This window comes from Nocardia arthritidis, assembly GCF_011801145.1.
Classification (GTDB): domain Bacteria; phylum Actinomycetota; class Actinomycetes; order Mycobacteriales; family Mycobacteriaceae; genus Nocardia; species Nocardia arthritidis_A.
In genome coordinates this window covers 1,717,537-1,729,735 of sequence record NZ_CP046172.1, presented here as the reverse complement: position 1 = coordinate 1,729,735, position 12,199 = coordinate 1,717,537, and the positions used below count along the sequence as shown (strand labels likewise).

Sequence of the window (12,199 nt, the reverse complement as noted above, 5' to 3'; positions counted from 1 at the left end):
CGGACAGGGCCAATTCGCACCGATTCCGGTAGGCCACTTACCTGGTAAAACCCCTGGCACGGCGGCACATCGACGTGGCAGCATCGGCGAATGCCGCACTGGATTCACGTACTCCCGCAATTCTCGTTGGCCTGCCTCGTACTCGCCGTCATCCCCGGCCCGGCGACGGCGCTGTTCCTACAGCGGGCGATCCGCGACGGACGAACGGCGGGCCTGGCCGCAGTGGCAGGCAATGAGATCGGCGTATTCGGCTGGACCATCGCCGGCGGCGCCGGACTATCGATCCTGTTGACCGCCAACAGATTTCTCAACACCACCATCCACGTCATCGGTGCGGTGGTGCTGATCTGGCTCGGCATCCAAGCCTGGCGCGGCGCGCGCAAGGACGGCGAATTCGGCGGCGGCATGACGAATCTGCTGCCCGCGGGGCGCACCCCGGGCGCGGCCTTCCGCGCCTCGCTCATCTCGATCGCGGCCAACCCGAAGGCGGCGGTGTTCGGGTTGACGATCCTGCCGCAGTTCCTGCCGTCCAGCGGTCCGATGCTCGAATCGCTCATCGCCCTGACGGTGGTCCAGCTCGTGATCGATACCGCGTGGTGCGTCGGCATCGTGTTGATCGCCGATCGCGCGGGAACCTGGTTGCGCCGCACCGGCATCCGGCAGCGCGTCGAACGCGCGCTCGGCGCGATCCTGGTGGCCCTCGGCCTCGGCCTCGCCGCCGACGCCCGCTGATCCGACGCCCGGTGACCCGGGCCGGAAATCACCTGGCCGCGGCCCACAAAACCGGATACAGCTCCGACCCCGAGCGGGGCGAATCCGGACCGTTCCCGGATGACCCGGTAGGTTGAAGGGTGTGACCGGCCGCATCGCCATCGATGACACCGCCCCGTCCATCCCCGGCGGCTACCCGGCCAAGGCCGTGGTGGGCGAGGTTTTCCCGGTGCGCGCCGTGGTGTGGCGCGAGGGCCACGATGCGGTGGCCGCCACCCTGGCCGTCCGCGCGCCGGGTTCGTCGAGGGTGACGCGGATCCGGATGATGCCGGATCTCGAACCCGACGTCTTCAACGCCACCTTCATCCCCAACCTGCCCGGTGCCTGGATCTTCCGGGTCGAGGGCTGGAGCGATCCGATCACCACCTGGCGAGCCGCGGTCGAGGCGAAGCTGGCCGTCGGCCAGAGCGCGGCCGACCTGGCCAACGACCTCGAAATCGGCGCGCGACTCTTCGAACGCGCCGCGCTGGCCCTGCCGAAGACGAAATTCCTGCGGCTGCGCGCCGTCGCCGCCGCCCTGCGCGACGAGGGGCAGCAGCTGCCCGCCCGGGTCGCACCCGCCTTCGCCGAGGAGGTCGCGGAGATCCTGCGGGAGACCCCGCTGCGCGACATGATCACCCGCGGCCCGCAGCACACCGTGTACGTCGAGCGGCATCGCGCGCTCTACGGCTCCTGGTACGAATTCTTCCCGCGCTCCACCGGCGGCCGGGACGCGGACGGCAAACCGATCCACGGCACATTCGCCACCGCGACCAAGGAGCTGTCGCGCATCGCCGCCATGGGCTTCGATGTCGTCTACCTGCCGCCGATCCACCCGATCGGCGAGGTGAACCGCAAGGGCCGCAACAATTCCCTCACCGCGGAACCGGACGATGTCGGCTCGCCGTGGGCCATCGGATCGCGCGACGGCGGGCACGACGCCATCCACCCGGCCCTCGGCACCGAACCGGATTTCGTCGAATTCGTCACCACCGCAAACGAACTCGGCCTCGAAGTGGCGCTGGACCTGGCCCTGCAGTGCGCACCCGACCATCCGTGGGTGCGGTCGCATCCGGAGTGGTTCACCACGCTGCCCGACGGCACCATCGCCTTCGCCGAGAACCCGCCCAAGAAGTACCAGGACATCTACCCGATCAATTTCGACAACGACCCTGACGGCATCTACGCGGCCGTACTGCATCTGGTGCGGCATTGGATCGCGTTGGGCGTCAAGATCTTCCGCGTCGACAACCCGCACACCAAACCCGCCGACTTCTGGGAATGGCTGATCGCGCAGGTGCGCACCACCGATCCGGACGTGATCTTCCTGTCCGAGGCGTTCACCCGCCCTGCCCGGCTCTACGGCCTGGCCCGGCGCGGATTCAGCCAGTCCTACACATATTTCACCTGGCGGGTCGGCAAGGGTGAGCTGGCCGAATTCGGGAAAGAGTTGGCGGACAAGGCCGATGAGGCCCGGCCCAACCTTTTCGTGAACACGCCCGACATCCTGCACGAGAGCCTGCAGCACGGCGGGCCCGGAATGTTCGCCATCCGCGCGGTGCTCGCCGCGACCCTGTCACCCGCCTGGGGCGTGTACTCCGGCTTCGAACTGTTCGAACATCAGGCGGTGCGTCCCGGCAGCGAGGAATACCTCGATTCGGAGAAGTACGAGCTGCGCCCGCGCCCGTTCGGCGAGGCGCTGGCGCGCGAGGAATCGTTGGAGCCCTGGCTCACTCGGCTCAACGAGATCCGCCGCGCCCATCCCGCGCTGCAGCAGCTGCGCTGCATCCACTTCCATCCCGTCGACAACGAGGCGCTGCTCGCCTACTCCAAGATCGATCCGATCAGCGGCGACGCCGTGCTCATCGTGGTCAACCTCAACCCGTACGGCACCGAGCACGGGATGATTTCGCTGGATCTGCCCGCGATCGGCCGCGAATGGCACGACCATCCGGTGGTCGTCGACGAGGTCACCGGCGAGGAATACCACTGGGCCCAAACGAATTACGTGCGACTCGACCCACCGAAGGCGGTCGCGCACATCCTCGCGCTGCCGCCCGTTCCGCAGCAGCAGCGCACGGAACTGGCCTACCGCAGGACATTCCGATGAACCGCCGCGATCTGCTGCTCATCGCCGCGGGCACACACCATGATCCGCACACCGTGCTCGGCGCGCACCCGCATCCGGACGGCACCATGGTCCGGGTGCTGCGCCCGCACGCGGAGACGGTGCAGGCCCGCGTCGGCGGCGTCGACCATCCGCTGGAATCGCTGGGGCACGGCATCTTCGCCGGTGTGCTGCCGTATCCGGACCTCATGGACTACCGGATCGTCACCAGCTACCCCGGCGGTCAAACCGTCATCGGCGCCGACGGATACCGCTTCCTGCCCACCGTCGGCGAACTCGACCTGCACCTGATCGGCGAGGGACGGCACGAACGGCTGTGGGAGGCGCTCGGCGCGCACCCGCGCAGCTACACCACGCTCGACGGCGAGGTGCACGGCACCTCGTTCGCGGTGTGGGCGCCGAATGCCAGGGGCGTCACCGTCATCGGCGATTTCGACGGCTGGGCCGGGAACACCGCGCCGATGCGCTCGCTCGGCCGCTCCGGGGTGTGGGAGGTCTTCATCCCCGGCGTCGGGGTCGGCACGAAATACAAGTACCGGGTGCACGGCGCCGACGGCCGCACCGTCGACCACGCCGACCCGCTGGCCTTCGCCACCGAACTGCCGCCGGCCACCGCGTCGGTGGTCACCGAGAGCCACTACGTCTGGAATGACAAGGGCTGGTTGGAAACCCGCGCGCACACCGACCCGACCCGGGCGCCGATGAGCATCTACGAGGTGCATCTCGGCTCCTGGCGGCCGGGCCTCGGCTACCGCGAATTGGCAAGGCAGCTGGCCGATTACGTGCACGCGGCCGGTTTCACCCACATCGAGCTGCTGCCCGTCGCCGAACATCCGTTCGGCGGCTCGTGGGGCTACCAGGTCACCTCCTATTACGCTCCCACAGCGCGTTTCGGCTCCCCCGACGACTTCCGCGCCTTCGTCGACACCATGCACGCGGCGGGCATCGGCGTCATCCTCGACTGGGTGCCCGCGCATTTCCCGCGCGACGAATGGGCGCTGGCTCGGTTCGACGGCACCGCGCTCTACGAACACGCCGATCCACGCCGCGGCGAACAACTCGACTGGGGCACCTACGTTTTCGACTTCGGCAGGCACGAGGTGCGCAACTTCCTCGTCGCCAACGCCCGCTACTGGATCGAGGAATTCCACGTCGACGGGCTGCGGGTGGACGCCGTGGCCTCCATGCTCTACCTGGATTACTCACGGCCCGAGGGCGGTTGGGAACCCAATGTGTACGGCGGCCGGGAAAATCTGGAGGCCGTGCACTTCCTCCAGGACCTCAACGACAATGTGCACCGCAGCTATCCCGGCGTCGTCACCGTCGCCGAGGAATCCACCGCATGGCCCGGCGTCACCCGCGGCACCGATGTCGGCGGTCTCGGCTTCACCATGAAATGGAATATGGGCTGGATGCACGACACCCTCGGCTTCCTGTCCCGCGACCCGATCCACCGGTCATGGCACCACAACGAGATCACCTTCTCGCTGGTGTACGCGTGGAGCGAAACGTATGTGCTGCCCATCAGCCATGACGAGGTGGTGCACGGCAAGGGCACGCTGTGGACCCGCATGCCCGGCGACGATTTCGCGAAGGCGGGCGGGGTGCGCGCGCTGCTGGCGTACATGTGGGCCCATCCCGGCAAGCAGCTGCTGTTCATGGGCCAGGACTTCGGCCAGTTCCGGGAATGGTCGCACGACCGAGGCCTGGACTGGGACGAGCTGAAAAACCCTCTGCACGAAGGCATTTCGACCACCGTACGGGATCTCAACACCGTCTACCGCGCGCATCCGGCGCTGTGGAGCCAGGACACCGCCCCCGGCGGCTACTCCTGGATCGAGGCCGACGACCGCGCCAACAACGTGCTCGCCTTCCTCCGCTACGGCTCCGACGGTTCGGTCGTCGCCTGCGTATACAACTTCTCCGGCTCGGTGCACGGCGAATACCGCGTCGGCCTCCCCAGCACCGGCACCTGGCGCGAAATCCTCAACACCGACGCCATCGAATACGGCGGCTCCGGCATCGGCAACCTCGGCGGCGTGAAAGCCACCGACGAACCATGGCACGGCCGCCCCGCCTCCGCCGTGGTAGCCCTGGCCCCCAACAGCGCCGTCTGGCTCACCCCCGAACCGTGACTCCGGCGCGGCGTGAAAGACGCCGCGCCGGAGGGCTTTTCGGGTTCAGTAACAGCCGGGTTCAGTACAGGGCGGTGGCCAGTTTGCGGCGGGCCGCGACGACGAAAGGCTCTGCCTTGTCGAACAATTCGAAGAGTTCGAGCAGGCGGGTGCGGACCTGGGTGCGGTCGTCGCCGCTGGTGCGCTTGATGAGGGCGATCAGACGATCGAAGGCGGCCTCGGGCCGCTGATTGAGCACCTCGACATCGGCGGCTTCCAATGCGGCATCCAGATTCGCCGGATCGGCGTCGGCGGCGGCGACCGCGGACTCCGGCACCTCCTGGGCGCGGGCCAGGAAACGCAGCTGACGCAGCGCGTTCTTGGCCTCTTCATTATTCGGCTCGGCCGCGATGACCGCCTCGTAGGCGGCCTCGGCGCCGGCCAGATCGCCGCGCTCCAGCGCCTCCTCCGCGGCGACGAATCGCGGATCCTCCGTCGGCTCCGGTGTGGGCGCGCCACCCTCCAACTTGCCCGCCACCGCGTCGACCACGGCGTTGAGCCACTGGCGCACCTGCGGTTCCGGTTGCGCCCCTTCGAAATCCGCGAGCGGCTGGCCGCCGGCGATGGCGATGACGGTCGGAATGCCCTGCACCCGCAGCGCCTGCGCGATCCGCATATTGGCCTCGGCCTCGACGGTGGCCAGATCCCACGTGCCGCCGTCGGCCTCGACGAGCCGCTCCAGCGTGCGCACCAGCTCGACGCTGCCGGGGCTGCGCTGTGAATACAGCACGACCACCACCGGCACCTGCAGCGAGCGCCGCAGCACCTTCGCTTCGAAGTCCGCCTCACCTACCGCGTAACCGCCGGCGGGCGCCCCGGCGGCGGTGGCGGCGGGCTGCTTCAGGCTGGAGAGATCCACCGCACCGGACATGGCGGCGGCAACGGCGGGCGAGGGACGACGGGAAGCAGGTCGAGTCACGGTTTCCAGTTTGTCATGACGTCGCGGATGCGGGGGCCGCAGTATCGCTCGCGACGCTGTTGCTCAGCTCACCGAGCTTGCCGTTGCGCACCGCCCACACCTCGAACAGCACGGTGCAGAACGGCGGAATGCTGGACAGCAGCGCCAGCACCGTCGTCTTCCAGGTCCAGGCCAGCTCGCGGGCGGCGAGCACGGCGGTCAGCACGAACAGGATGAAGATGATCCCGTGCGTCATGCCGAATACCTTGACCGGCCAGGTCACCGGCTCGGGGAGCCGCTTGAACACCATGCCGACGATCAGGAAGACCCAGGAGATCGCCTCCAGCACCGCGATGAAGCGGAACCGCTTGGCCACGGTGCTCAAGTCGAAGAAGTTGCCCATGGGCACCATTCTGCCCGATGCACTACAGGCGGTCGTAGTCGAACGGCTCACATCGATGCCTCGCTGGCGCTCGGCCTCGATGCAAGCCGTTGGCTGCTGCGTCGATGGTTCACTCGCTGCGCTCGCTCACTACCGCGACTACACCTTGATGATCAGCGCATCACCCTGACCACCGCCGCCGCACAGCGCGGCCGCACCGATCCCGCCGCCGCGCCGCTTCAGCTCCAGCGCCAGGTGCAGCAGGATCCGCGCACCCGACATACCGAGCGGATGCCCGATCGCGATGGCGCCGCCGTTGACGTTCACCTTCGCCGGGTCGATCCCGAGCTTGCGGGTCGAGGCGACGCCGACCGCGGCGAATGCCTCGTTGATCTCCACCAGATCCAGATCGGTGGGCGAAATGCCCTGTTTCGCACAGGCTTTCAGGATCGCGTTGGCCGGCTGCTCCTGCAGCGACGAATCCGGACCGGCGACGACACCGGCCGCGCCGATCTCGGCGATCCAGCTCAGCCCGAGCTCCTGCGCCTTCGCCTTGCTCATCACCACCACCGCGGCCGCGCCATCGGAGATCTGCGAGGCGCTGCCCGCCGTCACCGTGCCGTCCTTGCGGAACGCCGGACGCAGCTTGCTCAGCGACTCCACCGTGGTGTCGGCGCGAATGCCCTCGTCGGCGGTCACCAGCACCGGGTCGCCCTTGCGCTGCGGCACCGACACCGGCACCACCTCGTCGTCGAAGACGCCGTTCTTCCACGCCGCCGCCGCACGCTGATGCGAGGCCGCCGCGAACGCGTCCTGATCCGCGCGACTGACGGGGTCGAGATCGTTGCGCTGCTCGGTGAGCGCGCCCATCGGCTGGTCGGTGAAGATGTCGTACAGACCGTCGTAGGCCATGTGATCGCGCAGCGTCACATCGCCGTATTTGTAACCCTCCCTGCTCTTTTCGAGCAGATGCGGCGCCTGACTCATCGATTCCTGGCCGCCGGCCACCACGATCTCGTATTCACCGGCGCGAATCAGCTGATCCGCGAGCGCGATCGCGTTGATGCCCGAAAGGCACACCTTGTTCACCGTCAACGCGGGCACATCCATCGGGATGCCCGCGGCCACCGCGGCCTGCCTGGCCGGGATCTGGCCCGCACCGGCGGTGAGCACCTGACCCATGATGACATAATCGACCTGCTCGGGCCGGACGCCGCCCTTCTCCAGCGCGGCCTTGATCGCCAGCCCGCCGAGGGCCGAACCGCTGAAGTCCTTGAGCCCGCCGAGCAGTCGTCCGACGGGGGTACGCGCACCGGAGACGATCACGGAAGTAGTCACGACGAGGCCTCGCACTTTCTATCGCATGGTCTTTGTACTCAACGGTAACCGGTGTCGCCAACACCCCGACACGCAGGTACGCGCTACTTTCGAGTAGTGAGCAACGTTATGGATCCATCCGGTTTCATCCCGGGCGACTACGTCATCGCCGTCGACCACGTCGGCATCGCCGTGCCCGACCTGGATGCCGCAATCGCCTGGTACGCCGAGAATCTCGGCATGATCGAGACCCATCGCGAGGTCAACGAGAGCCAGGGCGTGCACGAGGCGATGCTCTCGCTCCCCGGCGCCGCCGACGACGCCACTGCCCTGCAGTTGCTGGCGCCCCTCAACGCGGAGTCGACCATCGCCAAGTTCATCGATCGCAGCGGCCCCGGCCTGCAGCAACTCGCTTACCGGGTTACCGATCTCGATGCCGTCTCCGCTCATCTGCGCGGTCGCGGACTGCGTTTGCTGTACGACGAACCGCGGTCCGGAACCGCCGATTCGCGCATCAATTTCATCCACCCGAAGGATGCTGGCGGTGTGCTGATCGAGCTGGTCGAGCCGAACGCGAATGTTACGCACTAGTATCAAGATCGGGTCCAAAAAAACTCGTTGGAATCACATTCGCGGTCGAGTCACCATGAGGTCTCAGTAGGCTGTAGTTTGTGTGCCATGTCGTCACCTGAGTCCGATCGCAATCGCTTCGTTGCACTGCCCTTCACCGTTGTGCGCAAGGGTTATGCGCAAGACGAGGTGCGTAACTACTTCGACCGCTTCGATGCGGAGCTAAGGGTCACCGCCACCGACCGCGATGCCGCTGCGGCACAAGCACGTAACCTCGCCGCGCAGCTCGAGGACGCGCGGGACGAGATCGACGAACTCCGCAAGGAGGTCGACCGGCTCTCCGTTCCGCCGACCACCGCGGAAGGTATGTCCGACCGCATCTCGCGCATGCTGCGCCTCGCCTCGGACGAGGCCTCCGAGGTCCGCGCGCTGGCGCAGGCCGAGGCCGCCGAGATGGTGTCGATCGCCGAGCAGCAGGCCACCGAAATGCGCGGCAAATACGAGTCGCTGCTCGCGGAGACCAAGGAGAAGCGCGAGGCGCTCGAGATCGAATTCGAGCAGACCCTTGCCAACGCGCGTACCGAATCCGCGAAGATCATCGAGGCCGCCCAGGCCGAGGCCGACCGCCTCGGTAAGGAGGCCGAGGCCAAGCGCAAGGCGGCCCAGCAGGACTTCGAGGTCACCATGGCCGAGCGGCGCACCAAGCTCACCCGCGCCATGGAGGAGCTGGAGGCCACCAGCCGCGCCGAGGCGGCGCAGCGCATCAAGGACGCCACCGACGAGGCGAACCGCCTCATCACCTCCGCCACCCAGACCTCCGAGCGCAAGATCGCGCACGCCAAGGAACTGGCCGAGGAGATGCGCGTGCTGCGCGGCCGGGTCCTGGCCCAGCTGCTCGGTATCCGCGGCCAGCTCGACTCGGTGCCCGCCATGCTGGCGGCCGTCAACCGGGAAAGCGAACTGCTGGACGGGGTTCCGGATCAGCGCAAGTCCATCGGCGGCTCGCAGAAGTCGGTCCAGGGCTCGCGGACCAAGGCCATCCCCGAGGTCGGCTCCGACGAGGAGATCGACGCCGACGAGCGCGAGAACGCCGACATCTCCTGACGTCGGATCCGAGAAACAACGGCGACGACGTACCACCACTCAGCCGAAAGCCGCCCCACCCCCGGGGCGGCTTTCCCTATTTACGGGCCAATCAGACATACCAGATGGTCTGGATCAATCCGGCGTTTCCGGCTCCGGCCCAACGGTTTTCACGACCAGCGGCGGGTGATGCGGCGGGTTTGGCGACCGTCCCAGCAGCCGCGGTGCCAGTGGCGGCGGTCGTCCTCGCCGCCGTAGGCGGGCCAGGCGACGATATGCGCTACGCCGGGGGCGATTTCGTGGTCGCAGCCCGGACACCGATAGATTTTCACGGCGCGGGTACCGGGAACGGTACGCACGACGTAGGTTTCATCGCCTTCCGGACCTGGCTCGGTCCGGCCGAAAACGTCGCCGAGCGGTGCGCCGCCGGACGGTTCCCGACGGCCTGCGCGCGGTTTTCGTCGAGGCATAGCAACCAGACTAAACAGGGTTCAGCCGGGCAGTTCGGCCAGCATGGCCGAATAGGCCGGTTTCGGCCGCATTCGGGCGTCGATGGGCAGTGCATCGGCAGGTGCGACCGGATACTTTCGCGGTGTCGCGGTCGATCCGTATTTGTCGGTGAAACCCCATGTACTGAAGCTCGTGCAGGATGGTTCGTCCTTGCACACCGCCAACCGTTCGGCGAACTGCTTTGCCTGGATATCGTGCTCATCGGGCTCTACGAGCACATCCATTTCCGAAACCCGCGACTGCATACCGAGCGCGGCCAAGGCGCGCACGTGTTTTCGGAAGGTTTCACCCGAAATCCGGTCGTCCTCAGTGTATTCGTGCCCCTGGAAGCCGACGCCGTCGATCGGCACACCGCGCTCCTTCAACCGAGTCACCAACGCCAGCAACGCATCCCAGCGCCGCCCGTCCGCCTCGACGCCGTATTCGTTGATGTAGAGCTTCGCATCGGGATCCATCGCGCGCACCCGGCGGAACGCCTCGTCGATGTACTGTTCGCCGAGCGCCTGGAACCAGATATTGCGCCCGGACCGAATTCCGTTGTTGCCGTTGGCATAATCGGCCGGATCGTCCGAGATCGGCTCGTTCACCACATCCCATTCGGCGACCTGTCCGCGGAAATGCCCGGCCACCGCGTCGATGTGGTCGAACATGGTCTGCCGCACCGCATCCGGGCCCGACACCTTGCGCATCCACTGCGGCAGCGCCTCATGCCACACCAGGGTGTGCCCGTGCACCTTCATAGCGTTGGCGCGGGCGAAATCGATGAGCCCGTCGGCCTCGGCGAAGGCGAATACTCCGCGCCGGGGCTGCAAGAATTGGGGTTTGAAATCGTTTTCCGGCGTGAACATTCCGTACTGGGCCGCCGCGAAGGCGCGATAGGCCGCGTCACTCGCCAGCGGACCACTGGCCAGCGCCGTACCCATCTCGAACGGCCGCGACAGTTTCGCCGCGTCCACACGCAGCGATTTCGAACCCGGACTCTCTTGCGGTGCAAGCGAATCCAGCACCGAAAGGTGCCGGCCCGGCTCGGGGCGCGCGGTCAGCGAGGTCAGGGTCCAGCCGCCGCCGAGTTCGGCGTCCGCACCGAACCAGACCGTCGCACCATCGAAGATATCGCCGTCCGGCACGCTACCGACCTCTTTGCCGTCGACGGACAGCACGGCGATATTGCCGTCGGTACGCACCGTCACCGTCACGGCGCCCGCAAGATCGGCACCGAACGACCGGGTCTGCGCGGGCCGGTCCGCGCGCCCATCCCACACCGCCACCTGCAGTTTGCCGCCCGCGATACCGAAACGCAGCGACGGCGGCTCGTAACGCCACTCGTCGTATACGACCGGAACACCCGAATACAGCTGCAGATACGCGCCGCGGGATCCGATATCGCGCATCGTCGCGGTCACCTCGAAGTCCCCGTCGATCCGCAGCCGCGGCCCGCGCAGGTTCACCGGCGGATTCGGTTGACCACCGGATCCGTCCTGCCGCACGATCTTTCGGTCCAGCGGCGTGATGCGCAGACCGTCCGCACCCACCTCGGCACCCGCGAAATGTGTCCAATCATGGCCGTGCAGTAGATCTTTCACCGCGGCGGCAGCATCGGCGTGCTGATCCGCACAGGCGACTCCGCCCGCGGCCACCAACACCGCGCCTGCGACAACCAACGCCGCTCTGGCGCGTCTGGAGCCCGACATCAGAACAGACGGAACTCGTTGCTCTCCGTGCCGCGCAGGGCGTCGTAATCGAGGGTGAGACAGCGGATGCCGCGATCCTCGGCCAGCGTGCGGGCCTGCGGTTTGATCTGCTGCGCCGCGAACACCCCGGCGACCGGCGCCAGCAGCGGGTCACGGTTGAGTAGTTCGAGGTAGCGGGTGAGCTGTTCGACACCGTCGATCTCGCCGCGCCGTTTGATCTCCACAGCGACGGTGGAGCCGCCCGCGTCGCGGCACAGCAGATCCACCGGGCCGATCGCGGTCATGTATTCGCGGCGGATCAGCGTGTAGCCGGCGCCGAGCGTCTGCACATGTTCGGCGAGCAGCTCCTGCAGATGGGCTTCGACACCGTCCTTCACCAGACCCGGATCGACACCGAGCTCATGCGAGGAGTCGTGTTCGACGTCCTCGATGGTGATCCGCAGTTCCTCCCCCGCCTTATTGGTGACCACCCAAAGCGCCTGTGCCCCTTCGGGAATATCGGCGCCATCGCGCTCCTCCAGCCAGCAGGGCGGGCTCATCCAGTTGAGCGGCTTGTACGAGCCGCCGTCCGAATGCACAAGCACCGAGCCGTCCGCCTTCATCAGCAGCAGCCTGCGGGCCATCGGGAGATGAGCGGTCAACCGACCGACATAGTCAACCTGGCAACGAGCAATCACGAGGCGCACCCAAGCACTC

At 67.2% G+C, this 12,199-nt stretch carries 11 protein-coding genes; 5 read left to right on the top strand and 6 right to left on the bottom strand.

What is annotated here, in order from left to right; all coding sequences use genetic code 11:
• Nucleotides 1-90: 90 nt before the first annotated feature.
• The 3 genes from F5544_RS07700 to glgB all read left to right on the top strand — a co-directional run bounded on the left by F5544_RS07700 (nucleotide 91) and on the right by glgB (nucleotide 5,013).
• Nucleotides 91-732 carry a LysE family translocator gene (locus F5544_RS07700; RefSeq protein ID WP_167472538.1) on the top strand — a complete coding sequence of 214 codons (642 nt, stop codon included), beginning with the start codon at nucleotides 91-93 and terminating at the stop codon, nucleotides 730-732.
• A gap of 121 nt (nucleotides 733-853) precedes the next feature.
• The gene (locus F5544_RS07695; protein WP_167472537.1) at nucleotides 854-2,860 is read left to right on the top strand and encodes an alpha-1,4-glucan--maltose-1-phosphate maltosyltransferase; all 2,007 of its coding nucleotides are present in this window, start codon (nucleotides 854-856) and stop codon (nucleotides 2,858-2,860) included.
• Nucleotides 2,857-5,013 carry a 1,4-alpha-glucan branching protein GlgB gene (glgB, locus tag F5544_RS07690; protein ID WP_167472536.1) on the top strand — a complete coding sequence of 719 codons (2,157 nt, stop codon included), beginning with the start codon at nucleotides 2,857-2,859 and terminating at the stop codon, nucleotides 5,011-5,013. The genes F5544_RS07695 and glgB overlap by 4 nt, the downstream gene beginning before the upstream one ends.
• Nucleotides 5,014-5,074: 61 nt before the next feature.
• Here glgB and F5544_RS07685 read toward each other — a convergent pair whose 3' ends face one another.
• The 3 genes from F5544_RS07685 to F5544_RS07675 all read right to left on the bottom strand — a co-directional run bounded on the left by F5544_RS07685 (nucleotide 5,075) and on the right by F5544_RS07675 (nucleotide 7,670).
• Nucleotides 5,075-5,923 carry a tetratricopeptide repeat protein gene (locus tag F5544_RS07685; protein WP_167479047.1) on the bottom strand — a complete coding sequence of 283 codons (849 nt, stop codon included), beginning with the start codon at nucleotides 5,921-5,923 and terminating at the stop codon, nucleotides 5,075-5,077.
• 61 nt (nucleotides 5,924-5,984) lie between these two features.
• A complete protein-coding gene (locus F5544_RS07680; protein WP_167472535.1) occupies nucleotides 5,985-6,353 on the bottom strand; it encodes a DUF3817 domain-containing protein in 369 nt (122 codons plus the stop codon).
• A 138-nt stretch (nucleotides 6,354-6,491) separates the two neighbouring features.
• Nucleotides 6,492-7,670 (bottom strand): acetyl-CoA C-acetyltransferase, encoded by a 1,179-nt coding sequence (locus F5544_RS07675; RefSeq protein ID WP_167472534.1) that lies wholly within the window; start codon nucleotides 7,668-7,670, stop codon nucleotides 6,492-6,494.
• A 108-nt stretch (nucleotides 7,671-7,778) separates the two neighbouring features.
• Here F5544_RS07675 and mce point away from each other — a divergent pair, with 108 nt between their 5' ends.
• Nucleotides 7,779-8,240 carry a methylmalonyl-CoA epimerase gene (gene mce, locus F5544_RS07670; protein ID WP_167479046.1) on the top strand — a complete coding sequence of 154 codons (462 nt, stop codon included), beginning with the start codon at nucleotides 7,779-7,781 and terminating at the stop codon, nucleotides 8,238-8,240.
• Between the two features lie 87 nt (nucleotides 8,241-8,327).
• Complete coding sequence (locus tag F5544_RS07665; protein ID WP_167472533.1) at nucleotides 8,328-9,323, top strand: hypothetical protein; 996 nt, start codon at nucleotides 8,328-8,330, stop codon at nucleotides 9,321-9,323.
• Between the two features lie 149 nt (nucleotides 9,324-9,472).
• Here the strand turns inward: F5544_RS07665 and F5544_RS07660 are convergent, their stop codons facing one another.
• From F5544_RS07660 to nucS, 3 genes are read right to left on the bottom strand one after another with little or no spacing between them, the layout of a single operon-like run.
• Nucleotides 9,473-9,772 carry an ATP/GTP-binding protein gene (locus F5544_RS07660; RefSeq protein ID WP_167472532.1) on the bottom strand — a complete coding sequence of 100 codons (300 nt, stop codon included), beginning with the start codon at nucleotides 9,770-9,772 and terminating at the stop codon, nucleotides 9,473-9,475.
• A 21-nt stretch (nucleotides 9,773-9,793) separates the two neighbouring features.
• Complete coding sequence (locus F5544_RS07655; RefSeq protein ID WP_167472531.1) at nucleotides 9,794-11,503, bottom strand: endo-1,4-beta-xylanase; 1,710 nt, start codon at nucleotides 11,501-11,503, stop codon at nucleotides 9,794-9,796.
• Nucleotides 11,503-12,189, bottom strand: a complete 687-nt coding sequence (gene nucS, locus F5544_RS07650; RefSeq protein ID WP_167472530.1) for an endonuclease NucS — start codon at nucleotides 12,187-12,189, stop codon at nucleotides 11,503-11,505. Before nucS ends, F5544_RS07655 begins: the two co-directional genes overlap by 1 nt.
• Nucleotides 12,190-12,199: the final 10 nt, after the last annotated feature.